This window comes from Nostoc mirabile CHAB5784, assembly GCF_020829645.1.
Taxonomy (GTDB): domain Bacteria; phylum Cyanobacteriota; class Cyanobacteriia; order Cyanobacteriales; family Nostocaceae; genus Nostoc; species Nostoc mirabile.
Genome location: NZ_JAIVFS010000101.1, coordinates 1 through 26,178 on the forward strand (window position 1 = coordinate 1; position 26,178 = coordinate 26,178).

Annotated in this window: 25 protein-coding genes, 3 tRNA genes, 1 rRNA gene and 1 pseudogene; 12 read left to right on the plus strand and 18 right to left on the minus strand. The window is 41.0% G+C overall.

Features of this window, described 5'->3' with window-relative positions; genetic code table 11:
* A 5S ribosomal RNA gene (gene rrf, locus LC653_RS48035) occupies nucleotides 1-106 on the plus strand; the annotation flags it as partial.
* A gap of 213 nt (nucleotides 107-319) precedes the next feature.
* On the opposite strand, the pseudogene LC653_RS36065 reads toward rrf, so the two are convergent.
* Nucleotides 320-487 (minus strand): annotated as a pseudogene (locus LC653_RS36065) (transposase family protein); the annotation flags it as partial.
* Between the two features lie 68 nt (nucleotides 488-555).
* Between LC653_RS36065 and LC653_RS36070 the strand changes: the two are divergent.
* Nucleotides 556-1,515: a ribonuclease Z gene (locus LC653_RS36070; RefSeq protein WP_229499822.1), complete on the plus strand. Its 960-nt coding sequence runs from the start codon at nucleotides 556-558 to the stop codon at nucleotides 1,513-1,515.
* Nucleotides 1,516-2,072: 557 nt separating this feature from the next.
* Nucleotides 2,073-4,277: a GumC family protein gene (locus LC653_RS36075; protein ID WP_229499787.1), complete on the plus strand. Its 2,205-nt coding sequence runs from the start codon at nucleotides 2,073-2,075 to the stop codon at nucleotides 4,275-4,277.
* Between the two features lie 107 nt (nucleotides 4,278-4,384).
* On the opposite strand, the gene LC653_RS36080 is transcribed toward LC653_RS36075, so the two are convergent.
* A complete protein-coding gene (locus LC653_RS36080) occupies nucleotides 4,385-4,540 on the minus strand; it encodes a hypothetical protein (RefSeq protein WP_372478264.1) in 156 nt (51 codons plus the stop codon).
* A 1,100-nt stretch (nucleotides 4,541-5,640) separates the two neighbouring features.
* Here LC653_RS36080 and LC653_RS36085 point away from each other — a divergent pair.
* Nucleotides 5,641-6,786 (plus strand): SpoIID/LytB domain-containing protein, encoded by a 1,146-nt coding sequence (locus LC653_RS36085; RefSeq protein WP_229499791.1) that lies wholly within the window; start codon nucleotides 5,641-5,643, stop codon nucleotides 6,784-6,786.
* A gap of 83 nt (nucleotides 6,787-6,869) precedes the next feature.
* On the opposite strand, the gene LC653_RS36090 is transcribed toward LC653_RS36085, so the two are convergent.
* Complete coding sequence (locus LC653_RS36090; protein WP_229499793.1) at nucleotides 6,870-8,168, minus strand: hypothetical protein; 1,299 nt, start codon at nucleotides 8,166-8,168, stop codon at nucleotides 6,870-6,872.
* Between the two features lie 56 nt (nucleotides 8,169-8,224).
* Here LC653_RS36090 and LC653_RS36095 point away from each other — a divergent pair, with 56 nt between their 5' ends.
* Together LC653_RS36095 and LC653_RS36100 are read left to right on the plus strand one after the other, a co-directional pair.
* Nucleotides 8,225-9,337 (plus strand): histone deacetylase family protein, encoded by a 1,113-nt coding sequence (locus tag LC653_RS36095; protein ID WP_229499795.1) that lies wholly within the window; start codon nucleotides 8,225-8,227, stop codon nucleotides 9,335-9,337.
* 170 nt (nucleotides 9,338-9,507) lie between these two features.
* Nucleotides 9,508-9,987: a hypothetical protein gene (locus LC653_RS36100; protein ID WP_229499797.1), complete on the plus strand. Its 480-nt coding sequence runs from the start codon at nucleotides 9,508-9,510 to the stop codon at nucleotides 9,985-9,987.
* An 89-nt stretch (nucleotides 9,988-10,076) separates the two neighbouring features.
* On the opposite strand, the gene LC653_RS36105 is transcribed toward LC653_RS36100, so the two are convergent.
* From LC653_RS36105 to LC653_RS36140, 8 genes are all read right to left on the minus strand, one after another.
* Nucleotides 10,077-10,148 (minus strand) — tRNA-Gln (locus LC653_RS36105).
* Between the two features lie 738 nt (nucleotides 10,149-10,886).
* Nucleotides 10,887-12,041: a polysaccharide pyruvyl transferase family protein gene (locus tag LC653_RS36110; protein ID WP_229499799.1), complete on the minus strand. Its 1,155-nt coding sequence runs from the start codon at nucleotides 12,039-12,041 to the stop codon at nucleotides 10,887-10,889.
* A 113-nt stretch (nucleotides 12,042-12,154) separates the two neighbouring features.
* A complete protein-coding gene (locus tag LC653_RS36115) occupies nucleotides 12,155-13,606 on the minus strand; it encodes a lipopolysaccharide biosynthesis protein (protein ID WP_229499801.1) in 1,452 nt (483 codons plus the stop codon).
* A gap of 609 nt (nucleotides 13,607-14,215) precedes the next feature.
* Nucleotides 14,216-15,013 carry a WecB/TagA/CpsF family glycosyltransferase gene (locus LC653_RS36120; protein WP_229499803.1) on the minus strand — a complete coding sequence of 266 codons (798 nt, stop codon included), beginning with the start codon at nucleotides 15,011-15,013 and terminating at the stop codon, nucleotides 14,216-14,218.
* A gap of 479 nt (nucleotides 15,014-15,492) precedes the next feature.
* Nucleotides 15,493-15,744, minus strand: a complete 252-nt coding sequence (locus LC653_RS36125; protein ID WP_229499804.1) for a hypothetical protein — start codon at nucleotides 15,742-15,744, stop codon at nucleotides 15,493-15,495.
* 33 nt (nucleotides 15,745-15,777) lie between these two features.
* Nucleotides 15,778-15,861 (minus strand) — tRNA-Leu (locus tag LC653_RS36130).
* A 107-nt stretch (nucleotides 15,862-15,968) separates the two neighbouring features.
* Complete coding sequence (locus tag LC653_RS36135; protein ID WP_229499806.1) at nucleotides 15,969-17,090, minus strand: glycolate oxidase; 1,122 nt, start codon at nucleotides 17,088-17,090, stop codon at nucleotides 15,969-15,971.
* Nucleotides 17,091-17,341: 251 nt separating this feature from the next.
* Complete coding sequence (locus LC653_RS36140; RefSeq protein ID WP_229499808.1) at nucleotides 17,342-17,752, minus strand: RpnC/YadD family protein; 411 nt, start codon at nucleotides 17,750-17,752, stop codon at nucleotides 17,342-17,344.
* Between the two features lie 209 nt (nucleotides 17,753-17,961).
* Between LC653_RS36140 and LC653_RS36145 the strand changes: the two genes are divergently transcribed.
* Nucleotides 17,962-18,120 carry a hypothetical protein gene (locus tag LC653_RS36145; RefSeq protein WP_229499809.1) on the plus strand — a complete coding sequence of 53 codons (159 nt, stop codon included), beginning with the start codon at nucleotides 17,962-17,964 and terminating at the stop codon, nucleotides 18,118-18,120.
* A 35-nt stretch (nucleotides 18,121-18,155) separates the two neighbouring features.
* Here LC653_RS36145 and LC653_RS36150 read toward each other — a convergent pair whose 3' ends face one another.
* On the minus strand, nucleotides 18,156-18,908 hold the full coding sequence (locus LC653_RS36150; RefSeq protein WP_229499810.1) for a glutamine amidotransferase-related protein: 753 nt from the start codon (nucleotides 18,906-18,908) through the stop codon (nucleotides 18,156-18,158).
* 87 nt (nucleotides 18,909-18,995) lie between these two features.
* Nucleotides 18,996-19,874, minus strand: coding sequence for a M48 family metallopeptidase (locus tag LC653_RS36155; RefSeq protein ID WP_190733027.1), 879 nt, complete (start codon nucleotides 19,872-19,874; stop codon nucleotides 18,996-18,998).
* Nucleotides 19,875-19,996: 122 nt separating this feature from the next.
* On the opposite strand from LC653_RS36155, the gene LC653_RS36160 reads away from it, so the two are divergent.
* The 3 genes from LC653_RS36160 to LC653_RS36170 all read left to right on the plus strand — a co-directional run bounded on the left by LC653_RS36160 (nucleotide 19,997) and on the right by LC653_RS36170 (nucleotide 20,888).
* Nucleotides 19,997-20,158 carry a hypothetical protein gene (locus tag LC653_RS36160; protein WP_229499811.1) on the plus strand — a complete coding sequence of 54 codons (162 nt, stop codon included), beginning with the start codon at nucleotides 19,997-19,999 and terminating at the stop codon, nucleotides 20,156-20,158.
* 262 nt (nucleotides 20,159-20,420) lie between these two features.
* On the plus strand, nucleotides 20,421-20,669 hold the full coding sequence (locus LC653_RS36165; protein ID WP_229499812.1) for a hypothetical protein: 249 nt from the start codon (nucleotides 20,421-20,423) through the stop codon (nucleotides 20,667-20,669).
* 69 nt (nucleotides 20,670-20,738) lie between these two features.
* On the plus strand, nucleotides 20,739-20,888 hold the full coding sequence (locus LC653_RS36170) for a hypothetical protein (RefSeq protein WP_229499813.1): 150 nt from the start codon (nucleotides 20,739-20,741) through the stop codon (nucleotides 20,886-20,888).
* Between the two features lie 284 nt (nucleotides 20,889-21,172).
* Here LC653_RS36170 and murA read toward each other — a convergent pair whose 3' ends face one another.
* Nucleotides 21,173-22,540 (minus strand): UDP-N-acetylglucosamine 1-carboxyvinyltransferase, encoded by a 1,368-nt coding sequence (gene murA, locus LC653_RS36175; protein ID WP_229499823.1) that lies wholly within the window; start codon nucleotides 22,538-22,540, stop codon nucleotides 21,173-21,175.
* Between the two features lie 409 nt (nucleotides 22,541-22,949).
* On the opposite strand from murA, the gene LC653_RS36180 reads away from it, so the two are divergent.
* Nucleotides 22,950-23,030 (plus strand) — tRNA-Leu (locus LC653_RS36180).
* A 93-nt stretch (nucleotides 23,031-23,123) separates the two neighbouring features.
* A complete protein-coding gene (locus LC653_RS36185; RefSeq protein ID WP_229499814.1) occupies nucleotides 23,124-23,930 on the plus strand; it encodes a TrmH family RNA methyltransferase in 807 nt (268 codons plus the stop codon).
* 20 nt (nucleotides 23,931-23,950) lie between these two features.
* Here LC653_RS36185 and LC653_RS36190 read toward each other — a convergent pair whose 3' ends face one another.
* The 4 genes from LC653_RS36190 to LC653_RS36205 all read right to left on the minus strand — a co-directional run bounded on the left by LC653_RS36190 (nucleotide 23,951) and on the right by LC653_RS36205 (nucleotide 25,439).
* Nucleotides 23,951-24,199: a hypothetical protein gene (locus tag LC653_RS36190; protein WP_229499815.1), complete on the minus strand. Its 249-nt coding sequence runs from the start codon at nucleotides 24,197-24,199 to the stop codon at nucleotides 23,951-23,953.
* Between the two features lie 190 nt (nucleotides 24,200-24,389).
* Complete coding sequence (locus LC653_RS36195; protein WP_229499817.1) at nucleotides 24,390-24,815, minus strand: acyl-CoA thioesterase; 426 nt, start codon at nucleotides 24,813-24,815, stop codon at nucleotides 24,390-24,392.
* 38 nt (nucleotides 24,816-24,853) lie between these two features.
* A complete protein-coding gene (locus tag LC653_RS36200; RefSeq protein WP_229499819.1) occupies nucleotides 24,854-25,108 on the minus strand; it encodes a hypothetical protein in 255 nt (84 codons plus the stop codon).
* 91 nt (nucleotides 25,109-25,199) lie between these two features.
* Complete coding sequence (locus LC653_RS36205) at nucleotides 25,200-25,439, minus strand: hypothetical protein (RefSeq protein WP_229499821.1); 240 nt, start codon at nucleotides 25,437-25,439, stop codon at nucleotides 25,200-25,202.
* Between the last annotated feature and the right edge of the window lie 739 nt (nucleotides 25,440-26,178).

The window sequence follows — 26,178 nt, forward strand, 5'->3', positions numbered from 1 at the left end:
TGCGCGGTGGAACCACACTGAACCCTTCCCGAACTCAGAGGTGAAACGCTGCTGCGGCCACGATAGTTTAGGGGTAGCCCTACGCAAAAATAGCTCGATGCCAGGATTCATTTTTCTAACTAAAGCCTTCTCAAACTAATTTGAGGAGGCTTTTGTTTTTGCTGAAAATCATTAGGATAGAAATACTATCCGTAAAAGAATTAAACAATTAATACCAATTTGAAAAAAGAATGCGACAAATGGTAAATGTATAGAAGCAAAATTTGGAAGGTGTGATGGCAGGGATAACCCGAATAGAGATAAAAGAGAGTGCAGAACTACTGTCTACAAATAGTTTGTAGTCATGCTGGCGACCATAACCGTTGACAACACAACGAATTTCTAGCGTTGCTAGGTCAATAATCAATTGCGATTTGAGAGTGTGTCGTTTTTGTTTCCCACTATAAAAGCGTTTCTGTCCGTGTTTAGGACGCTCAATTTGACTCTCCGGCTTATTAAGCGTGTCACTATAGAAAATAGAGCAGCAAATTGAGCAATAGGAAGATTAAAGAACCTGTGCAGATAACATTCTTAGGTACGAGTTCCGGTGTACCCACGCGATCGCGCAATGTTTCCAGTGTCGCCCTGAGATTACCCCAAAAGGCAGAACTGTGGTTATTCGACTGTGGCGAAGGCACCCAGCATCAAATTATCCGGAGTGAACTGAAAATTAGCCAACTCTCGCGAATTTTTATCACTCATATGCACGGCGACCACATCTTTGGCTTGATGGGACTTCTTGCTACTTGCGGCTTGGCAGGCAATGTGGAACGAATTGATATATATGGCCCACCTGGATTAAATGATTACATTCAAGCCGCCTCCCGTTACTCCTACACACACTTTTCCTACCCCATTAAAGTCCATGCCATCCGTCCTGGGGTAATTTATGAAGACGACGACTTCACCGTTAGCTGCGGTAATTTGCATCATCGCATTACAGCTTTCGGCTACCGCGTAGCCGAAAAAGACCGATCAGGACGCTTTGATATTGAAAAAGCCAAGGCGTTGCAAATTCCTCCTGGTCGGGTTTATGGTCAACTTAAGCGCGGTGAAACAGTGACGCTTGCGGACGGACGGGTGATTGATGGCACTCAATTATGCGGACCTACAGAAATTGGTCGAAAAATTGCCTATTGTACAGACACAATTTATTGTGATGGTGCAGTGGAATTGGCAAAAGATGCAGATGTATTAATTCACGAAGCAACCTTTGCTCATCAAGATGCAGACATGGCTTTTCAGCGGTTGCATTCCACAACCACAATGGCAGCGCAAACAGCTTTAGCTGCTGGGGCACATCGACTGATTATGAGTCATTTCAGTCCCCGCTATGCTCCTGGCAATACCTTGGAATTGAAGGATCTTCTTCAGGAAGCCCGTGCTATTTTTCCCCGTACTGACATGGCTTATGATTTCATGATTCATGAAGTACCTAGGCGGCGGCAAGTAGAGTTAACCAAGGTAAGCGTTTAAATTTTGGATTTTAGATTTCCTATTGAACCCTTCTAATCTAAAATTAACCAGGCTCTATCTTGGAGTTTAGTAGTCTAACTCATCATGTCCAGCAAATAGACAGCAGTTTAGCTTGAGGAGTAAGTCAAATAGTTACCTAAGAATTTACGTTTCACTAAGTGTATCAATAATCTACAACTATTATGCTTTAGATATTTTTATCAATGTATTTCTTATATTACAAGTTATTTTAATAACTTTAATAGGATAGTACTGTTGTAAATCAGAGAATTTTATACTTAAATACTTAAGAAAAATAATTAATTTTTCGTCAAGATTTTTTTTGCTTAAATAAAATATTTATTAAAAATTTATTCTTCTAACACTGATTAAGAATTTATATGCATGAATTGATGAACATGAAAGCGCCAGTTGGCATAATATTGTGCCAAGTGAGCTTGTCATTGTTGGAAGAATAATTAAGTATGCTATTGCGGCTATAGGTGTAAAAAAACATTTCACATTTTTCATCAATCTTCCAAATAAATATAGTGTTTAGATATTAGAGGAGTTTAATAATGGCTAAGACTAGTCTGAATCAAGAGCAACAGATTATTACTTCAGCACAAGGCGCAGTTGACATCAGACAACTATCGACTATTTTGCTTCGCCGACGTTTGCTGATCTTAGGGGTTTCCTGTGTAGTAATGTCAGGTGCTAGCCTCCTAGCTTTCATTGCCAAACCTACTTACCAGAGCAATATGCAGATATTGGTAAATTCCAATTTATCTGAAGGTACACAGTTAAATAATATCCCAGAAAGCCCAGACACCAAGCTTACTGAACCCAATTCTCAAGTTGTTGATTCCACTACTCAGATGAAACTCATGCTGAGTTCTAAGTTGCTTGAGAAAGCCGTAGATTTACTTCATTCTGATTATCCTGATATTACCTTAAAGGATATCAATGGTCAAATAGAACAGAACAGAAAAGCACCTCTAGAAGTGACTCCAGAAGAGGGAGGTATAGGAGCTAATAAAGTTTTTAGTCAATTATTTAAAGTTTCCTTCAATGATAACGATCCAGTGAAAACACAAAGAGTACTTCAAGCTATACAAAAAGTATATCAAAACTACAATAAACAGCAACAAAAAGAACGTCTCAATCAAGGACTGGCTTTTGTAAATGCTCGCCTACCTGAAATAAAAAAAGAGGTGAGTAAAGCTGAGAAAAATTTGGAACAGTTTCGCAAGAAACATAAATTACTCGATCCCCAAGTCCAAGGTAAAATCCTGCTAGAATCTCTAGCTGATATTCAAAAACAGCTACAAAGCACTCGTGCCCACCTTCAAGATGTAAACGTTCGCTACGAGAATCTAGAGCAACAAATAGCGTCCTCGTCTCAGCAGAATGCACTAATTTCTTCTCGTTTAAATCAGTCAAGTCGTTACCAAACGCTATTGAGTGAAATTCAAAAAACTGAACTAGCGTTAGCTAAGGAGCGGCTGCGCTATACAGACGATTACCCATCGGTACAGAAACTAAAGCAGCAACGCCAAAGTCAACTGTCGCTATTACGACAAGAGGTGAAAGCTATTACTACTAGCAGTAAGGGAGAACCGCTTTTAAAAGAGCAAATGCTAGGGGTTGAGCCAAAGCTAGTAGACGAGTTAATTTTGCTACAAACAACTGTCTTAGGACTAACTGCTAATGAAAAGAATCTAGCCGAGTCAGAACAGCGACTTCGCTCTGAGTTAAACAAATACCCAAGCTTAATAGCAGAGTATAACCGTCTGCTGCCAAAGGTGGAAACTAGTCGTAAAACCCTTGAACAATTACTCCAAGCACAACAGTCCTTAGGACTGAAAATTACTCAAGAAGGATATAGCTGGCAAGTTTTGGCAGAACCTGCTCTAGGTACTTATATGGGGAGCAACAGATTAGTATTTTTGGTTGGAGGGGCGGTAATTGGGCCGATTTTAGGTATCTTAGCAGCCCTGATTTTGGAAAAGTTTAATGACGCTATTTATTGTGTCGGAGATTTAAAGAAACTGACGAACCTACGTGTACTGGGGTCAGTACCAAAACTACCGTTGTGTAGTGTCACAAAACAGCGGCCGGGCCTGCCTTGGAATGGGCGGCGAAGCTCAGATTCCTCTATAGTAGAAGCCAGTACTAAATTACCTGTCCATGAAACTTTGGATATGATCTACCAAAATATTCAAATATTAAAATATCCCTTACCCTTCAAGTCGTTGATGTTGACTTCAGCACTACCAGGGGAAGGGAAGACAACCTTAGTATTAGGGCTTGTAGCTAGCGCTACCCGGATGCATCGACGGGTATTAGTTATTGATGCTAATTTACATAATCCTAGCCTACACAAAATCCTGGAACTATCCAATGACTGGGGACTATCTCTGTTATTAGTTGATGAGACGACAACTCATTTTCAAGATTACATCCAGCCTATTCACCCATGCATTGATATTTTGACTGCTGGGCCTGAAGCAGAAGACACGGTGAAATTGCTCAGTTCTCAACGGATGAAAGAACTAATTGAGTTGTTTGAGCAAAGTTATGACCTAGTACTGATAGATGCTCCACCTATTTTAGGTACAGTTGATGCCAGAATTGTGGCAGCTTTTTGCAATGGAATCGTAATGGTAGAGCGCATGGGAAAAGTGACCCGAACTGAACTGACTCAAGCAACAGAAATTTTGAGTAAGTTGAATTTAATTGGAATTATCGCTAATGAAGTGAAATATTCTACAAAAGTCTAGACATTCCATAGAACCCATTTGACATCTAAGAAGGGGCTGCAAGCCTCTTCAGTATTAGCCGGATAAAACAAAGATTAACTTTGGCAGTTGCATTAGCTAGAGTTCTCTCAAAGTTCTTGACGAGGATTTTGCATCTCTCCATCCAAGAAGAGTGACCGCTCAATTACCCATCTCGTCGTAACCGGAACAAACCCAGATTTCCCTTGGGCAATATTTTCATGTTTCGATGGTTTTGCCGAAAGTTCAAACCGGATTTTCGTCATGATCTGGGAATAAACTAACTCTTTCTCCTCCCTCAAATGTTCAGGGTGATAACTGTGGTCTAGAACACCGATTCAGTAATCCTGGAATAACCTCTCCCCCAACCCCTCCCCTTTATTAACCACATCAGTAGTAGTTCGACTGCTTCAGACGTGGACATACGGTCAAAATCGGTGTTGAGAAAAGTAACTCGGTCTGCCATATTATAGTTTGAAGATATTTCGGTAAAAATCCTAGGCAATGTTGTACTGTCTGGAAATACATACTGCCCTATAACATAAGTGATAATACGCTATTCAATTGATTTTAATACAACTAATGCCTGTAAAAAGACTGAAGTTTTTTGCTATGCTATGTTCATTATTACAATCTCATCATTACATAAGTTGTACGTAAAGACAATACAAAGACTTCATATAACCTGAGATTTTATCCGTAAGACTTCGCAGAGTATTTTCCCCAGCCCTTGACAGGTTAAGCAGTGCCCCTTGTCTCTCGATAGGCAGGAAAGCTTCTACACTAGAACCTAGTGGGACGTAAAAACTAGTGCCAAATCAGGCTAAAATGCTATTCTAGACTCATGCTTACCGAACAAAGGCAGCTATGCTGGAGGCAGGAGGCTCAGTTGGAAGAAAATATAACGATAAACTTATGCCAATTGCTTACTTAGCGCTCTTTTATGATTCTGAATAAATAAAAATACTTGTAGGTTGGGTTGAACGTAAGCGTTGTCCAACAATATCAAGGTTTCTTGGTGTTGGGCTTCATTCCTCAAACTAACCTATCCATAGATTCATAAAGCTGACTAAAATCAAGGTTTCTGATTTTTATTTGGTGAGAGTAATAGAAGACGGTTAGTACACGTCACCAGAAAAAGAGGTCAGAAATGTCGATTGTAGGTTGGATGACGCGATCGCATCACCCAACCTACAAGGTCTGTTGGGTTTGGTTGATCAACTCAACCTACAAATAATTGAATTCCGAACCTCTGTGATGCTGGACTGTACTTAGGGTCGTTGGTCTAGATTAGTGAGTTATCCTCCCATCTATGTGAAATTACTGAAAAAATTTAAAAAGATACTAATGTGATTAGATGACCAGCATGAAATTCCAACTTTACTTAGGCTTTTTATTTTCCCAGATTAAAGTACGTCATTGGTGGGTAAGTGTCCTTTTGTGGATTGCTTTGGTTGCCCCAGTTCAAGCGTCTGTAATTCTGCGCGTGGCAATTGAGAGGGGGGTTAATCAGGTAAAAGTGGGCAGTTCCACCACTGGAATCGTCAAGGATAGTACCGGCCGGACTCTCGGACAGTTACCAGCGATGAGTGCATATTATGCCCAAGCTATTCCTGGCGGAGTGGCTCTTGATAAGTGGCAGTCTGGTTTATTTTGGATTGAGCCAACAGGTAAAGGATTCGTTTATATTGGCGATCGCTGGTATCGGGGTAGAACTCTGGTTGTTCCCACAGACAAAGGCTTAACCGCTGTTAACTGGGTTGATGACCAAGAATATCTCTACAGCGTTCTCGGTGGCGAAATGAGTGCTAGCTGGCCCCAAGAAGCTTTAAAAGCCCAGGCGATCGCAGCTCGCACCTACGCCCTCTACGAGCGAGAAAAACAACGGAATAATCCCATTTACGATTTAGGCAATACCCCCGATCGCTGGCAAATTTACAAAGGCGTCATCAGTGAATCTCCTGCTACTTACAAAGCAGTTGATGGAACAGCAGGGCAAGTACTAACTTATAAAAACAAGATTATTCTCTCAGTCTTCCACGCTTGTTCTGGAGGACACACCGAAAACGTTGAAGACGTTTGGGGGAATGCGTTGCCGTACCTACGTGCTGTTCAAGACTACGATCAAAATATCAGCGAGTGTAATTGGGTGAAAACCTTCTCGGCTAGTGAGATTAGCGCTAAATTCCCTGAAGTTGGCAGTGTAACAGCGATGATTCCAGAGACATACTCGCCTTTCCGCAGTGTTAAAGTCTTGAGAATTGTCGGTAACAAAGGCACAAAGGTTCTACAGCGCGAGGAAGTGCGAACAGCGCTGAAGCTAAAAAGTACCCGCTTCAGCGTCAGCAAGGGAACAGATGGTGGTTTTGTACTTCAAGGGCTTGGCTTTGGTCATGGTTTGGGCATGAGTCAGTGGGGAGCGTACAATCTGGCTCGGCAGGGAGTGAACCACCTGCAAATTTTGGGACATTATTATCAAGGTGTAGCCTTAACACCAATTCAGGCGAAGTAAGGAGAAAGTTAGGAGTTAGGAGTTAGGAGTTTTAAATAAATCTTAATTATTTACTCCTGACTCTCAACTCTTTACTATTAACTCTATTCCCCACTCCCACGTTCCAAGCGCCGTTGCCATTCAGCGTCAATTTGTGCAGAACGCTCAACTTCTTGGTCGAGTAAGTCAGTTTCGCTAGAATACACTAAATCTTCGTTGCCAATGACTTTTTCTGCTGCAAATTGTTGGGCATAGTCGATTTTTTGTTGCAAAGGTGCATCAGGACTTGCCAATATCCTTGCTCTGGAAAGGCGATCGCGCTTGCGATCGCCTATTTTGCTATTACGCCACCGAATCCAGAAATAACGCAATAACGGGATGCCTAAGAAACCTGCTCCGTAAGCCAATAGTAGCCAATAAATTCCTTGCACAAAAGCTACTAGTCCACCTAATTGGGCAGCAACAGTGCCATCACTTAACAACCTTCCCAGTACTAAAGCACCAACAAAATTTAGTACACCCAACCCAGCACTCAGCATAATTTGCCCGGAACTTGCAGCACTAAAACGCCAGAGAAATTCCTCCAAGTGGTCTGATATTGCATAACGGCGCTTTTTAACTGCACTCACCTGCAACTCTGGGAAGTAATAAACAATTTGCCCTTCTGGACTTACCGATGGTTGCCCATTAAATCGCGTCAGAACGGGCAGCATATAATCTTCGTAGTCTCTTGTATATCCCTCGCCAATGTCATCCAAATATGGGGCAATTTGTTCTGCTACGACTGCGCCACGGTTACTCCGAATCACCGTAGCAATTTCTTGCCACCGACGTTCTTCTAAGTTGGCGTTAGGATTACCATCGCCAAATAAAAATGAAAACACAGCTTCAAAGAAATTCAGATTGCTTTCTTCTCGCCTTTCACGTCGCCGTTCCTGATAGTGAGTGTCATAATTTGGGCTAAAATACCAGAATAAATTTGGAAAATAGAAGAACCCCCCACCCCCAAAACTACTGCCCCGATTGTCGCCGTCACGATCTGAATTGGCAGCGGTAATGATCATGAAGATGGTAACAGTTATAAGGGCGATGGAAACAGTTAAGAAAATTCCAAAAGAAATGCGAATCAGGTAAAACAGAACACTCCAGACCTTTTTCCACCATTCCTGCAATCGGAATCGGAAGTATTTATTACGCAAAATTGCTCGAAAATTTTGTGGAAAAAGGTAAACGATATCACCTGAATCCGCCACTTGCAAATGTCCCCCAGCATCAGATGCCAGGGCTAATAAGCTTTGATTAGCTTTAGCGACATTCAATCCTGCCTGGGTTGCCACATCACCAACGGTGACACGGTAGCCCAGTTTTTCCACAGCTTGCATGATGGTGGGACTAGGAGCCATTGCTCTCCCCTCCTGTTGAAACTTAAATTCCCTTTTCTTAAGTATAAAGTTTTATTTTGAGCGACTTAGCAGGGGTAGAAATAAAGCATGAAATCATTAAAAATAGAAATTCTTACTATTTCATCTATATGAAAGCCATTGTCAGTCCATACTTTGAAGCTCAAGGCCCTTCGCAATTTCTTCAAAGGGGACGCTTCGTTGAACACCCCGATGTAGCGCCAAGGGGTCGGCAAATTCTTTTAGGGTTGTTGGAAGCAGGATGCGAAATAGAATTTGCACCGCCACCAGAACTGTGCATCTCAATCCTTCGCGAATCAATCCTTGCAGTACACGACACTAAATATATTGACTATCTCAGGGTTGCTTGGTCGCATTGGTCACAAATTCAGAATGCTAGCACTGAAATCTTTCCCAATATTTCTCCAAACCGTCATATGGTCAATTTCAACGAAAACCCTGTTGCTTTAGCGGGATGGTACATCGCTGACTGTGCGGCACCAATCGGACAATTCACATGGGAAAACTCACTAGGTAGCGTATCTGCGGTGATTGTAGCAACATCTCGGATCAAAGCTGGGGAACTGGTTGTTTATGCTTTGTGTAGACCAAGTGGACATCATGCTTGCCGCGATATGGCAATGGGCATGTGTTTCTTAAATAACAGTGCCATTGCTGCTGTTGAGCTTCGTAAGCAATTTGACCGAGTGGCAATTATTGATATTGATATGCATCACGGTAACGGTACGCAGCAGATTTTTTATCAGCGTGGCGATATTTTAACAATCTCGATTCATGGCGATTCGAGAGATTTTTATCCCTTCTATAGTGGCTTTGAAAACGAATGTGGCTCAGGCGATGGCGAAGGATATAACTTGAACATTCCACTGCCAAAAGGAAGCAATGAGGCTTTTTATCTAAAAGCTCTAGAAAAATCTGCCAGCAGGGTGTTATCGTTCAAGGCTGAAGCTTTGGTAGTGGCGACAGGTTTCGACACCTTTAAATCTGATCCCCTGGGTTGCTTTGCGCTGGAGTCTAATTCCTACTATAAAATCGGTAGAATGATTCGCTCTTTGAATCTACCGACACTATTTGTGCAAGAGGGTGGATATTTCGTTGAAGCCTTACGGGAAAATGCTCGACAACTCGTTAAAGGTTTTGAAAACGTTTGAATAGTAGCTAATGCTGGTGTAGGTAGTTGCTGTTCATTAACGAAATCTTTACATAAATTTGGTAAATCAACACTAAAGTGAATAGTAAATCAGCAAACAAATAACCTGACACGCAACATGTTATAATTATTTGCCTCAGCTTGGTTAACCAGCAAATTTTCTGCTCAAATATGGTTCAGTATACTCTCGCTCAAAGCCCAGAAATTATCCTTACTGTTTCTGGAAAAGATTCAGCAAAAGCCCGTGATAAAGCAATGGATCAGCTGATAAAACTGATGGATTCAGGAAAGCTACCCACGGAACTGGAAGAAGGATTTGGCCCTCAACAATTAATTGAGGTTAAAGAGTCAACTATTGATACTGTTAGCGGTGAGGATAGCATTACACAAGCTGTCCAGGTTCTAAGTAACCTGGCCACACTCAAGCTGAAAGTTCAGGAATCACGAGTTGAAGCGTTGGAAATTCGCAAAGCGGTTGATGTTCTGTTCACCGACGAATCGGTGACAGAAGAGGAAATTACTCGACTCAAGGAAGGTTTTAAAGTTCTCAAAAATTTTGCCCAGGCTAATGTGCGTTACCAAGAAGCGCGATCTAAAGCAGAACAGGCTCGGCAGACTCTGGATCAAGCTCTCAAATCGCCTGACAAGTAACATTTACACAGTTAGATGCATTGAGATGCGTCTTAAAAATGTAATTAAAAACTCTAAAAGACAGGCTGTTATGCCTATCTTTTGATTTACTGGGGCGCTAGGATTCGAACCTAGGGATGGCGGGACCAAAACCCGCTGCCTTACCACTTGGCTACGCCCCAACAATTTCACTCTACTTAATATAGCAGTTATTCCTGGGTTAATGTCAAGTACTTTGAGTAATTTATTTTAGATAATCGTTTTTTTTGATTTTAGCCTAAAAAAATTACGCAATTTTTGGTTTATTAGGTGTTAATTTTGACTCAATGTGTGGATCTTCTATTTCCAAAAAGTGGTTAGCAATCGTGATTTTAGGCAAGATCGCCCCATAGAGAGGAGAACGGGAATATAATTCTTCTTTGGAGCTTTTGTGAGAATACTACGTTTTTTGAAAGGCAGCGGTCGGCTGCCTATAATACCAATTCTGTATGAAGATGCGCCAAAATTAAATAGGTGCGTGCTAAAAGTGTATGACCCGTCCATTGCAAGTCGAAATTTCTGAAAGCCAACAAAAGTTGGAGAAAGCACTTAAACACAGAAATCTTAGAACGGCTGAAACAGAGGTTGCAGGGGCCTCAAGGATTTCATAGCTATGGTCAAATTCAACAATGGCTTATTGCCGAATTTGGACTGAACATAGCCTAGAAAATGGTCTATAAACTCGTTCGCTATCGAAAATAGGTGCTAAATTGAAAGTCCCTCGTCCCCAAAGCACTAAACAACATTCTCGCTTGTCAATCTCACTAAAAAAAACTGCCTTTAGCACTGAGATTCTTGCAAGATGAATTTGGAGAAGGCAAGAGATTAAGGTACTTATGCCAACTATTTTCCAGGCTGCTCAATATTTAGATATGTTTGCCTTAAGTCATTACCTGCTTAAGTATTGCATCCGCAGAATTTTGGTTATGCTCAATACACAAATCAATATCTTTTCTAATCACATTAATATCAGTATCAATTTCATTTAATATTTCAGATATATGCGCCTCATTTGAGATATCTATAACTATCCGCATTAGACCTGCATCTGAAAAAATACTAGTGATTTTATCATGCTTTAGTGTATCTACTACTGCAACTGGTATTGAACCACAAAGCATTGCAAACATTAATACATGCAACCGATTGCTAAAAATCATGTATGCGCGAGAATACAAATCATACATAGATTGAGTATTTATCTTTTCTTCAATAAAAATTACGTTACAATCATCTTTATATCTATTACTAATATCTTTACAAAATTCATAGTCAAGATCAACTTGATAAGAAATTAGCAACTTTTTCTGCCATTTCTTACCAACCATAGAAACAATTTTGTCTAAAACCGGAAAAAGACTGTTCTTATATATATCTGGATCACCAAGAGGATTAGTAGAGTTTCTAAAACTAAATATTACGTATTCATCGTGTAACTTAGCTAATTTGTTACTCGCGTATGGAGTTTTCATCAACCAAGCCAAATCAGGAAAAATTTCAACTTTATTTATCCCTAGTTTGGTTGCATAATCTTCTGATTTTGTGTCTCTAACTGAATAAAAATACATAAATTTAGATTTCCACCTTTCTACTAGCTGATCTAGTTTTGAAAATGGTCCAATGGAAACTCCAAATCTACATATACGAACACCAATAATCTTAAATAAAGCCAAAGTTGTCATTTGTTTTATTGTTTCAATTAAGTACCTCAAATAACCTATATTAGTAAGAGGAATACTAAAACGATGTCCTGGAGTTAGAATATAGTAAATTTCGTTATTTGAAGAAAATAATGCTTTAAGAGCAAACACTAACATTAGATTATTAAATTTAGTTCCGTACTTGCTAACTTTCTCATCATCTTTTATATCTAATTCCTGACAAAACCACTCTGGAACTCCTTGTTCATTGATAATCATAGTTCCATATTTTCTTAAGTTATCTAATAATATTTTAATGATCATTAGATCTCCCAGATTTTCGTATTGAGTCTGGGCAGTGAAAAAGAATATTTTTTTTCTTTGACTATTTTCCACGTAAAATTGCTCCAGCTAAGATTTAAATGTTACTTAAGCTAAATAATATTATACAGTATTTGTTTTGCTTTTATTTGTCAAATCGTAATCAATTTGATATCTACTGCATTAAGCTAATGGGCTATATTTATTATTTGCCTAAACAATTTTGGTGCAATCAAGAAAATAGACAAAACGTATACTATAATACCAACTACTATAGAAATAGCTAATACTGCAGAAGAACTTATTAAGTTACTCAAAAAATATTTGATAACAAAAATGGCAAATAACATAAGTATCGTCCCAGCTAACGAAGCAGCACCCTGGCGTAGATAAGTCAGCACATTAATATGGATTTCCTTCCAAATTACCCAAATTACAATAGGCGCTATCAGGTACATTCTAATCACAAAAGCAGATGCAACAGCCACAATTCCCCATCGGACTGCTATGGAAAAGCCAATAACATTGGCTACGGCTTGTATAAAATCCATAGCTAGCTTATGTGAAGGTTTCCCGACTGCCATTAGCACAGATCCATTGAAATAGAAATATGCGTAAGCAATACCAGTAAGGTTTAAAATTTGCATTACTGGGACACTAGGTAACCATTTTGTTCCAAATACAACTTCTATTATTTCAGGTGCTAATATCAATGTGCCTAAAAAGCCTGGAAAGGTAATCAAACTTGTTAGTTGGATTGCTTGATAAAGCGCATTTTTTAATCTTTCTGGCTCGTGTTGTAACCTTGCAAATGTTGGCAAAGTAACTTTTGCTATAGTGCTAGTTAGCAGTTCTGTCAATATTGAGAACACGCGATAAGCAACGGTGTAATAGCCTAATGCAGAAGAACCTAGAAAATAACCGATTAAAAAGTCATCGGAGCGGCGGCTAAAGAAGTAAAATAAATTCATCCCCATCACATTCACTCCGAAGGAAAATAGTTCCTTGAAGTGTCTTAACGAAAATCTTAATTTTGGTCGCCAATCACTTACCCACCATATTATCAAAACTCCTGCCAAATTATTAGATAATTGCTGACCGACAAGACTCCAAACTCCAAATCCCATAAACGCCATAGTTATGCCTACTACACCGCCAATGGCTACTGCCACTAGCGATCGGGTGGCAAGAGTTTTAAATTCTAGCTTACGCTGAAAGATTGCGTTCTGAACGCTACTGAAAGCAGTGATTAACAATCCAATAGACAAATAGCGGATGATTGGTACTAGCTGTGGCTCTTTGAATAAGTTACCAACAAAACTAGCACCAGTCACACATAGTATTGCTAGTAGTACGCTGATTCCCAAATTAGCCCAGAAGGCAGTATCTAAATGCTCTACTTCTAACTCCTGACGTTGAACAATTGCTTGAGTAAATCCCTGATCGAAAAAAACTTGGAGAAATGCCAGAAATACACTAGCTAATGCAATCAAACCAAAAGTTTCTGGACCTAACAAACGTGCAAGTATAAAGAAAACAGCGAATGAAATTACCTGCCGTCCCCAACTTTCGATGGCAGACCACAATACTCCTTTAACAGCCTGTTGTCGTAAATTTGATGAACCTTGAGGTGGTGCCATTACAGAATTGACCCATGAAACGACTGAGAATGTTTTATTTTAATCACCAATTTTTTTTGAATAAATACTCCTATTAAACAACTTAATCAGAGCAATTGTTTACTAGCCAGCCATAATATAAACATGGAATGGTCTAAAGATTTACTGATGAATTTTGAGAGTTTTTATATAGAACGCTCTGTTACCATCGGTGAGAGGTTAAGTTAATCTTACTTTTGTCAATTAGAAATTATGGTGAAAATTTGGAACAAGCAGAGGTATGAAATTAACTCTTGTACTGAACCAATGGATCAAGAATAAAAGATGCGTATCAAAATTACGCGTAGGCGTAGCCCGTCGTAGGCATCGCCTGCTCAAAAATAGTGTTTTCAATCCCAATTTTAGCCCGATTCTAGCGATATTTTAAGTAATATTGCTTATTGACAAATAGTGCCTAACCTTAACCTCTCACGAATGCTCTGTTACTTACATTTTCTAGCTTTAGTTGGTATCTAACTTTGCTAGTTATTGGTTATAACAACATAGATTTTTGAATGTTTTTAGTTAATAGAGTTAACAGATGTATCATATCAACAATGTCATGTGCAATAGAACATATATTTGTTTTCCTTAATCCCCAGTCTCGTGAAGGAAGACCGCTGCGATACGACTTGATGATAGTAGTTGCTTCGTAGCTAGCCACATAAATAGTGGAATAGTTTTAGCATAGCGACCGCAAAGTCGGCGTGGTTCTTGAATCCATCTATACAGCCATTCAAGTCCTAAGTCTCGAATTACGCGGGGTGCCCGCTTGTGAATTCCTGCATAAACTGGGAAAACTCCACCCAGTCCAATCATGACAGCTTGTATCTTACCCTTATGTTGAGCTATCCAATTTTCTTGCTTAGGACATCCCAGAGATACTAATACGGCACTAGCACCACTAGAGTTAATTTTTTGAACCAAAGCTTCGTCTTCAGTTTCAGTCAGGGGGCGAAAGGGTAGAGGTTCCATCGCCGCAATCTTCATCTGCGGAAATTCCCGCTCTAACCTTTTTCGCATCCTAGAAAGAACTTCTGTTTGGGAACCAACAAAGAAAATACTAAGATTTTGTGTTTGAGTTAGCTGACACAATGCTAGAAAAATATCCATTCCTGCCACACGATCTTGGTAAAGCGCTCCCATCTTTCGCATCATCCATACCAGAGGCATACCATCAGGAGTAACTATGTCTGCATTTCGTAATATGCTGGCAAACTCTGGATTCCAATGAGCTTCAATGAGCATGTGTACATTGGCTACATATACAGTTTTACTCTCACGCCTCCTCGCCCACTTCAGTATTGTTTGTACTTGGTCATCAAAGCGTAAAGCAGTAATAGGAAAATCCAGTACTTTTTTAGTAGGTAGAAGCACTCTTGCCACCATCAATAACTCCTGTGTCCAAGAAAAAAATCCATAGATTACCTAGACCATTCCGAATATTGAATAATTCAGATTAGATGGCTCCTGACTATTTGTAGCCTTGTGTCATCGTTGGAAGTTAACACATGGAGATGCAATTGCTTTCTTAGTATAGTTTTGACTTAACCGTTAATATTACAATTATTTGCTGCTGTGTCCTAGTTTACTGTTTTAAGCTATGAATTTCAGACGTTGTTTGACAAAATTCATACTTCCTTCATAATTAATTTTTGATTTGTTCATGTAAGCATTACAATTGCGATAAATTCCTTTTAATTAAGTAGTATTTTATACTTATTTACTACATATCAAGACGAAATACCAAACACTCAGCTTACCGATTTTGATACGTAAGTATGCGCTTAAGAGGTCTAATTCAAATTAGTATATTTTAAAGAATGGCTAACAGTTTTTTCTTATGACTTTCCAAATTTATTACAAATTTAATTTAATCCATGTATTGAAAAATCGCTAAATTTTATTTTTTTCTGAAATAAAATCCCAAAAAATAAGGGGAAGATAAACTTATCTTCCCCTGCTCTATTATTTTTGTCATTGTTTGGTTTGTTAGCTTCTTTGAGTCTTTGTCGTAACATTTGCCTTTGTTTTTTCAGTTGCCTCTTCCTTGCAGAACCGCCTCTACCTTTGTCATTCCTGCCTTCTTTACGGGGAGACTCCCATCTTTTCAGGCGCATAAGTTTTTGACCTCTCTAGTACTTGTTTGGTAGTGGGCAGGAGGAGAATCGAACTCCTATGACCGCAAGGCCGCCACATTTTGAGTGTGGTGCGTCTACCAATTTCGCCACCCGCCCATATATCCAACCTTAACTAGTATACTCTAATTAAGTGATTTTGTAACAAGTCTGAAAATTTATTTTCAAAGTTTTGCTGGAATAATTAGGTCTAAGAACTTTCTGGCTTACAGGCGTGGCAGGGTCAATAAACTAGGGTCAATATCCTGTAGTTTGGCGCAGCCGCTAAGTGCCATTCCCAGATTTAACTCATCTTGTAGCAGTGAGATGACATGAGATACACCAAGTTGCCCTCCTACTGCTAGTCCCCATAAAATGGGTCGTCCGATCAGTACGGCTTTTGCTCCTAATGCCAGAGCTTTGAGAATGTCTGTACCCCTACGGATGCCTCCATCCAACAGGACTTCTACTTTACCATCCACTGCTGCTACTATTTCAGCTAGAGCCTCTAAAGAAGCGATCGCACCATCGAGTTGTCTGCCACCATGATTGGAAACAACAATTGCTTTGGCTCCATATTCTACAGCCCGAACAGCATCATCTCCCCGTAAAATTCCTTTGATGACTAAAGGTAGTGGAGATAAAGACTGCAACCATTCCAAATCGTCCCAAGTTACTGCTGGGTTTAGCTGTTGGGCAAAATAGGTAAATAATCCAGATTCGCCTTTTTCATGGGAAATATCTAGCCCTGATATTGTGGCGAGATTAGCCAAATGTAAGTCTGAGGGTAGGGCAAATTCGTTACGTCTATCTCTTTCTCGCTGTCCGAGAACAGGTGCATCTACAGTTAGACAAAGTGCTTTGTAGCCTGCTTTATAGGCTTTTTCTACCAAAGCACGAGTTAATCCCCGATCTTTATGGATGTAAAGCTGGAACCATCGCAGAGAATCTGGAAATTTATCAGATGCACTCGCCACTTCTTCAATGCTCTTTGTGGCCATTGTACTTAACACCATGCCCACACCAGCTGATGCGGCAGCTAAAGCTGTGGCAATTTCTCCATCCGGATGAGCTAGACATTGAAAAGCCATCGGCGCAATTAACAAAGGTAGTTGCAGGGGTTGTCCTAAAATGGAGGTAGTAAGATTGCGATCGCTAACATCGACTAATACACGAGGTCGCAACTTGACTCGCTCAAACGCAGCACGATTATCCCGTAATGTGATTTCATCCCAAGCACCACTGCTATAGTAATCAAGCGTCATTTGAGACAGATGATCTTTTGCTAGCTTTTCGTACTCAAAGAGATTTATGGGTTGAAAGCGATGGTCATTGGGTACAACTATCATGGTAGAGGCTGTGGGTTAAGCAATAGGATGTTTTTTAATCCGATTGTTCGATTGAAGAAGTTTAAGGAATAAGAATTAAATAATATACAATTTATGTCCGACAGCTTACCTCACCCTCAATCCCTCTCCGATATATTGGAGAGGGAAGCTAGATAATTGATGAAGTTTTGCATTTTATTTAATTCACGTTTTTAAGTAATCATCGATTTCTTAGTAAAGCTGGAAAACCCAGCATCTCCGACTGAGTTCTTCTAAAGGAACCTATTTAGTAATTCTTCCCTGGATAGTTGCAGCAATAAAGGAGTAAATTCATCTGGAGATAATGCCAATAAAGCTTTAGTAATTCCTCTTAGTTCTGCATCTAAAGAACCAAAGCGAACTCGCAACAAATTTTCTATAACATTACGACGTTCTGCTTGAATTCCTTCTTGAATTCCTTCTTGAATTCCTTTTTGTTTAACTTCTGCTAATTTTTGCTCGTAAATGGGTGATAAACGCATAATTAAATCTCTATCCTCCTCGTCTATATTCTGATTGAATTCTAAAGTAGTCTTTAAATTCAATAATAAATCAATTGCTTTGGAACGTAAGGGATTATTTTGGGGAAGTGCTTCTAGTTCGTCTATCGCTTGTTGCTGAATTCCCTTACCTAAAATTCTCAACCATAGTTTATCCTAAATTTTGCTCATTCAAATGTTTTTTCTCACAAGTGAAGAATCCGGGATCAATGCCTACGCCTATTTATCACATCACCCACATTAGACCTCTTGCAAAAGTTCCTTTTGCACTCTTGTAGGGAAAGGAGAAAGCAAAATTCCATCTCTTTCCCCCCTCCCCCCTTACTCTTTTCCCCACTTCTGCAAGAAGTCCATTGATAACTTGCCCTCCATCAGAAACCCAGAAGCGGTTAGAGCGAGTTAGCAACCTAATCATTGGTTTTGAAACTCCTTATGGGATGGAACTGTTGGTGACAGTCCACTGGGTGGGTACCAAAGGAACCACTCTGGCAACAACACCAAAATTTGTCTAAACCGTGATTGAAGATTAGTTGTATTTCTGACTGCTTTAGAACTTTGGCGCGTTCCGGTGCAGCGCGGTTGTTAGCCCGTTTTTACTGGCAATAACCGCGCAAACTGCAAGAAAACCACTGATGAGGGGATGGGGTTTAGCAGGAGTTGACGAAGTTTGCGGCACGAACAAACTTGCTAGAAAGAATGGATGAGTTGGTAACTCGAAGATACGAGGTTCACCATCTTGGTCTGTGCCAGAAATCTGCATACCTGCCTCAATAAAAGCATTACGATAAAGTGGATTGATTCCAAAATGACAGAAGTATTCCTCAACTGCTACGTTGTTGCCATAGAGATCGTGAGCAAGACTGTTGGGTTGGATATTGACAGTCATTTTCTCTCCTGCAATGTTGCACGCAAACGGAGTCAGCATTAATCGAGGAGCAGATGGATCGAATTCAGCACTTGTAGCATCTGCAATCTTTAATACGTTGCGGGCAAACTCAATAACTGCATACTGAAATCCAGCACAGGTTCCAAAATAGGGCTTGTCATTTTCCCGAGCGAAGCGAATTCCTTGGAGCGTTCCCTCCAACTCATGAACATCTCCTGGCCCACCAAAGATACCATCAAAATCCTGCAACATTGGACTTGAATTAGGCTTGGCAAGTGTTTCTGTTGGTATCCATGTTTCTGTAACTTCTAGGTCAAGAACTGCTGCGGCATGACGGAGTGCTGTACCTAGTGTGGCTTGAGGTGGAAACACTGGATCATAGTCACCAACAACCGCTACCTTGATTGGTTTCATAGGCTCACCTTATTTGTAGTATATCTGTAGTTTAATAGCTCATCTTCAGTCCCTCTACCACTCTATAGACAACATAATTCAGTAGCTTTACCAGTTTCGCCATCCGCCTTTGGGTGCAACTTCATTACTTGTAGACTTCAGTCCATGACTTTGGATTAAAGATTGATATTCTGTACTGCTTGCCCAACGGTCAATTTCTCGCGCTCGTAGCACTGGCACTGGATGGGTTAATTGGGCTGTGCGGGCAGCTTTGACCATTTCACCTAGTTCGGTTTTGCTAATATCATCGTAAGCGCGGGCTTGGGCAACAAAGGCATCAAGATTCAGTTGTGGCGCTAAGGTGGGGGAACCACCCGCCAGCTTCATCAATACTGACATGACAACTTTAGGATCTTGGGTTGCTAGCAATGCGGCGCGATCGCAGGTAAACTCAGCACAGCGTACCCATTCTAAAAGCTGTGCCTGTATCGCTTGAGCAACGAAGGTTCCGACATTGGGCACAATCGCCGCAGCTAATATTAATAAATTTACAGGCGTCAAGTAAACGCTATGGTCACACTTGAGATGCCCCAACTCGTGGGCAATTACTGCCTGTATTTCCTCTGGTGTAAGGATATCAATCAGAGATGTGTGTAGCACAACAAACGGCTGCTTACCCCGCACAGCAAAAGTATAGGCGTTGGGAGCCGGATGTTGCCGGACGTACAACTGGGGAGGCTCTATATCCAGGATTTTACAGGCATCTAACAACAGCTTGTATAAATCGGGCAGTTGCTTTTCACCCACCAGAATGCTGGAGGCAATATTTTCCACATAGAAAACCTGCTCTGCCATTGGCCCAAGCCAATTTCGCACCAACATATCTATGCCTGGTATTTGCTTGAGCGTTTTGGTAGCTTCCAGGTCTAATGGATGACGAAATGAGTCAGCTTTTAAACCAATTAGCGGGGTTTTGAAGAAGGACATAGTGCAGCAAGCTATAAAAAAACACAACTATGGAATCTGGCTGGTTAGATAAACAGCCTCCCACAGTTAGTATAACGATTTAACTAGAGTGGGCAGGGGGAGATGGGGGAGAAAATTTTATCTTGTCTCCCTTGTCTCCCTCATCCCCGCGTCAACGGTTCAGTTCTGAGAAATTGAAGCGACTGTTTAATGAGTTGGTTGAGAATAGTCTGGCCGTCTGGCTAGATGCAAATACCATCGAAATTACCCCAAATCAGACAGAAGGACAGGGCGGACAGAAGTAGACAGAATCCTTGTACAGCATGGGACAGACTAGACACAGATGGAGACAGAACTCGGATAGCAGACAGCACAAAGATTTTCTCGTTTCGGCAATAATTATTCGCCATTTTGGGTAATCCTAGAATTGCTTATTTACCCCCGAATCGGGTAGGAGGTTTTTGTTTTGGTTTGAAAAGATTTAAATTAGCCAAGTGTTATTTGACACAAGCTTTTGGGTAACTTAAATATAGATACACAAAGTAAATTTATTAGGTGATTTTTAATATGGCTTTTAGCGAAGAACCAACAGTAAAAAATATTCGTGATTATATTAAGGAAAAGCTTCATGGTAGATACGTTCCACACCAAAGCACTGTTGAAAAATGGCTAATAGATTATGGAGTAGTAGGAGTCAAAACACGCATTGAGGAACACGTATCATATTGGGAGGAAAAGCTAGCAGCTAGTAGCCCGACATCTGATGAAATCTTAGACGCTTTAGTACAACTCATTCGAGACAAATTAAAAAAGTAGCGTTTATCGCATCGGCGTTTGACTGCCATAACAACACGAGTAACAATCTTCTACCACTAAGGAAACATAATGGCTAACGACAAATCAAAAGAAACTGACCTACCTCGCCGTCGCAGAACAAGGGACGATGATATTGCTGATAGGCGAAAAGAAGATGCTAAAAAAATCAAACCATTGCCAAAAGACTTGAAATTTACAAGCTATGATGACGTGAAATAGTTCTATCCCGTCAGCTAAGAGGAAAAGGGGCAGGGAGCAGGGGGGAAAACCCCATAAATAGATTTAGGGGCTTGAAACAAGGACGCATTATTTCTGGTGGCACTTTCCGCGACGCTCGATGACTCGCTAACGCTGCGCTATCGAAATAAATATTTTTGCTTTTGGGCATAAATAAATAAATAATGGTGCTTTAAACCCTTTTGGCAGGGGAATTCCAGTATTTTTCTCCCCCGCCCTCTGCCCCCTGCTCCCCTGCCTCTTCGGTCAGTGTCAACTGATCAATTTCAAGTTGACAGGCTACTGATGCTGGGAGCGATTTCTGAATCTGCTGATGCTTCGCCCACGCGGAGGATTTTAGCGCCCAATTGCTGCAACTTCACATCGAGTCGATCATAGCCGCGATCAAGGTGCTGTAATCCTTGAATTGTAGTTTTTCCTTCTGCCGCCAGTCCTGCTATGACTAGCGCTGCCGATGCTCGTAAGTCTGTACCTAATACTGGTGCGCCAGACAATTTCGGTACTCCCCGAACGAAAGCAGCGTTGCCTTTAACACGAATGTCTGCCCCCAAGCGATTCAACTCTGAGGCATGACGCAAGCGATTTTCAAAGACAGATTCGTTAATCACGCTGTCGCCTTCGGCCAATGTCAGCAAAGCCATGAACGGCGCTTGCATATCTGTGGGAAAACCTGGATGATATTGGGTTTCAATATCCGTTGCCTTGAGAGTTTCTGCTGGCAGAATGCGTAAGTGTTCAGCCTTTTCCTCAATTATCGTTACCCCAATATCCCGCAACTTGGCAATCACTGGTATAAGATGTTCTGGAGCCACCGGCGAGAGAAGAAGTTCGGAACGGGTAATTGCTGCTGCCAGCAAAAACGTCCCGGCCTCAATGCGATCGGGAATGATACTGTAGTCAACAGAATGCAACTTGGGGACTCCTTCGATAATAATCCTGCTAGTCCCCGCCCCCTTAATCTTCGCTCCCATCGCGTTACAGAAGTTAGCTAAATCAACTACTTCCGGTTCTCTGGCAGCATTTTCAATGATCGTTTCGCCCTCTGCCAGGGTAGCCGCCATCATCAAGTTTTCCGTCGCTCCGACACTGGCAATGTCTAAGTAAATCTTCGCACCTTTTAATCTCCGGCTGCTGCCAGGGACGTAGGCATTACAAATGCCATGCTCAATCTGCACCTCAGCCCCCATTGCTTGCAGTCCCCGAACATGCAAGTCAACTGGTCTTGCCCCAATAGCACAACCACCTGGTAAGGGCATCTGCGCTACTCCCAATCTTGCCAGAATGGCACCAATGGCGAAGAAACTCGCCCTCAGTTGGGTAACTAGTTCGTAGGGAGCTTTGGATGTTTTAATTTCGCTGGCGTTGATGTCTAAAATATCGCCTTGCCGGGTTAAGCGTACACCCAAAGCCGATAACACCTGACCCATCCGCTCTACATCCGCCAATAAGGGGACATTGCGGATACGACAATCGCCCGGACACAGCAAGGCTCCAGCCATGATTACCAGTGCTGCATTTTTTGCCCCGCTAATTTTCACATGACCTCCCAAAGGATGCCCACCCCAAATTTGCAAGACTGAGGAGTCTGCTTCTGGAGCAATTTTGACATCTGGTAAGCTGGTAGAAGGATTGATAAGCCTACCTCCAAAAGTAATACGTATTTTATATGTTTGAAGTTGGTTTTGATTCTACAGTAAAGATTCAAATTGTCCACGTTTTAGAACAGCATATTGCATAAAAAAATTGTTTTTTGGTGAAAAATAATGGTTAAAAACCAGCCACCGCAAGCGTTTTGGGATTTTAAAAAATTTAACAAAAATGAACGAAGAAGTAGTAGTTTTAAGCTAAATTAAATACTCAGTAAAATAACTTAAGTGTTCTCTAAAAATCAATGCTGTACTGTTCAGTTAATATTTTGATTCGACCTAATGCCCTGAAAAACTTGTTTCCAGTCTGAGCCTCTTAAAGGAGGCGTTATGTTTTCACTTGACAAAGGTAAAAAAATACGCAATAATAGGAAATTGTCAATAAGCACAAATGCCAGCGGAACTGGCGGAATGGCAGACGCGCTAGATTCAGGTTCTAGTGCCGCAAGGCTTCCGGGTTCAAGTCCCGGGTTCCGCATATTATCAAGTTAGGAGTTAAAAGTGAAGAGTTATGAGTTGAAAGAAAACTAAATTAACTCCTAACTCCTAACTCCTAACTCCTAACTTTTTGATGTTGACCAGTTTACAAAATTCCTTAGTCAAGCAAATCCGCAAACTCCACTCCACCAAGGAGCGGCACAAGGAGCAGTTATTTTTACTAGAAGGGACACACCTGTTAGAGGAAGCTTGTGCGGTAAATTACCCATTAGAAACAGTGTGTTGTACTCCAGATTGGCAAGCAGCCCACTCCTCACTCTGGGAAGAAGCTTGTAGCCGATGCGATCGCGCCGAAATTGTCAGTAAAGAAGTCTTGGATGCGATCGCTACCACAGTCCAACCGGATGGTGTCGTTGCAACGGCAAAACGAAGCGTTGGCGCCTCGCCCACCGGAGGTGTTCGCCAAACTCAACTACCCTTTACTGGTACAATGCTAGCTTTAGAAACGGTGCAAGATCCCGGTAACCTGGGTACGATGATTCGCACTGCTGCTGCTGCTGGAGCATCAGGATTGTGGGTAAGTGGAGATAGTGTAGATTTAGACAGCCCCAAGGTTCTCCGGGCTTCAGCAGGGCAATGGTTTCGCCTACCAACAGCCGTAACCGAAGATTTAAAAGCTACAGTACAACAAAGTCAGCAGGCAGGAATGCAGGTAGTGGCAACCTTACCCAGTGCGACTTTAACTTATTGGGAGGTGGACTGGCGCAAACCCAGTCTGATTTTACTGGGAAATGAGGGTGCTGGATTGTCGGCAGAATTAGCAGCGATCGCAGACAAACAAGTAAGGATTCCTTTGAGTCCTGGGGTGGAATCTTTGAATGTGGCGATCGCAGCCGCTTTAATGTTGTACGAAGCTCAACGGCAACTAATTTGTCAGTAATAAATTTTAACTTTTTACCCCTATTGGGTTTTTGTTATTTCTTCGAGATATTTTTCAATATCAGCAACTGCGTCCTCAAGAGCCGCTAAATCAATATCTGTCATGTCTTGATCGAGTTCGACTTCACTGAGACTACTAGTATCCAGTTGTGCTTGGGGGATTTCTTCATCCTCAGTTGAACTTTCTTGTAAGATATCCTCCAACTGATCGAGGGATTCTTGAAATACTTGGTCGGCGACACGGCGCTGTTGTGGCTGACTTTGCTCCATAATATTGACTTAAAAATCCTGATTTACTAAGCTAATTTTGATTGCAGTTCCTACAAATTTAAATTTTGCACTTATAACATCATAGTTGTGTATTCTTGATCGTCAGCATTACCTGGGGAAAAAATCAATCATTTGTTTTTCATTAGAACAATTAAGATTTATTAAATGGCGAATAACAAACAAACCATTTTTAGCTTGTAACACCTGGGTTTTGGATTTGCAAAAATTTGTCTAACATAACACTGGGAATTGGTCGTGGGCGCATTGTCTGTGCATCCACCCAAACCCATAGCGCCTCTGCCGTTACTAACAAATTATCTTGATTTTGTTTCCGAATTTCGTAGCATCGCAAGGCACGAGTCCCGCGCATTTCCTTCAACCAGGTAGTGACTTCTAGGGTATCGCCTGCTACTGCTGGGCGTAAATAGTCAATTTTTACCCGCCGCATGACAAATACGCCACCTACTTGCCGATATACATCCAAAGTTAAGCCCAGGTATTCTGAGTGCTCAATGGCTGCTTGTTCTAGATAATTTTGGTAGACGGCGTTATTTACATGCCCAAGGGCGTCCATCTCATAGTGTCGGACGCGTAGCAGAGTTTTGAACGGTAGCATAGTTTAGTTGTTAGTGCGGCGCTGTTTTTGACACTTTTCTATATTAGTTTTTCCATATCTTCAAAACGCAGTAGAAAAGTATTGTACCCGGCTTGTGCGACGCCGTAAGCGTTGCGGTAGCGAGTCTTGCCTACGGCACGCTCTTGCGTTCGAGCGTCATAGCCCGTCGTAGACATCGCCGCCTGTTCGCGTTCAGCGCGAGTAGTGATTTTTAATGTCTCAAGCACCTTGATTTTATATGGCTCTGCCCAAGAGCGACAGTGGCGCAGGGAAGTTTGCTTGGCATCGCTCATAGATTCATTGCTCCTTCATGCAGGTAAGCCGAATATTTGCATACCATTTTGGGTGCTAATACTTGCTGTTGCCAAGACCTTCATAGTATTTTTAGCGCTCTTGAGGGGCACACCACTGAGCTATTAGTTCAATTCGTGCTTGCTGGATTAATTCCAAAACTTGTGATTTATTACAACCATAGATAGATGCTAACAATTCCTCACCTTGTTTTTTTGCATCGTCGGCTGATGCACCAAAGGCCATGATTTCTTCGTCTTGGTTAGCTGTAATTCTCTCAACTGGAATGATACAGATATATTGCGGTTCATCATGTCTTATTTGTTGCACCATTATTTACCTGCCATTTCACTGTTAATTGTGTCTATTTTCAAGTCTAGATAAATCACGAGTAAAAGCGAAACAGAGTCAATACTTAAGTAGATTGTGAATTTAAAACACTAACTTTTATACCTGATTAAGAAAACGTTAAGAATTCTCTCAAAATCACCAAATTTTTCAGTGTAAACAGTTACGTATGGGAAAATTAATTTAAGCATCAACAAATATCTTTTTGTAAATTTTTGTTCGTTTTTTAGATTTCAGTAATGCGTTGAGACACATGCATTGGCACTCGCTGCATGAATTAATTTAAATCTCTGTTGATTAATCTTGGGAATCAGTAAATAAAGGCTGATACCCCCAAAGATTAACTTTTCTTTACTCAATACAGGCTTAATGCATTGAGTCAGTGCAAGTTTAATAAAAATTGGAGGTTATAAAATGGCAATTCGGAATAACTTAGTTACCAATTTCTGGCAAAGAGTACAAAAAGATTCAGTTAGTTGGGGATCGTTAGCTCTTTGGATCAGTGCATTAGTTGTTATGTTAGTAATGCTTACCATGTTTTCTAACGCTTAATTTCAGCAAGTTGATTCTAGTTCCTGGGCAACAGCCTGGGAACTAATACCAATTTGAAAAAAGAATGCGACAGATGGTAAATATAGATAGAAGTAGCATTCAGGGTATGTGATGGCAGGGGTAACGCATATCGAGATTGAAGAAACTGTCGAGGAACTAGAGGAGTTGCTCA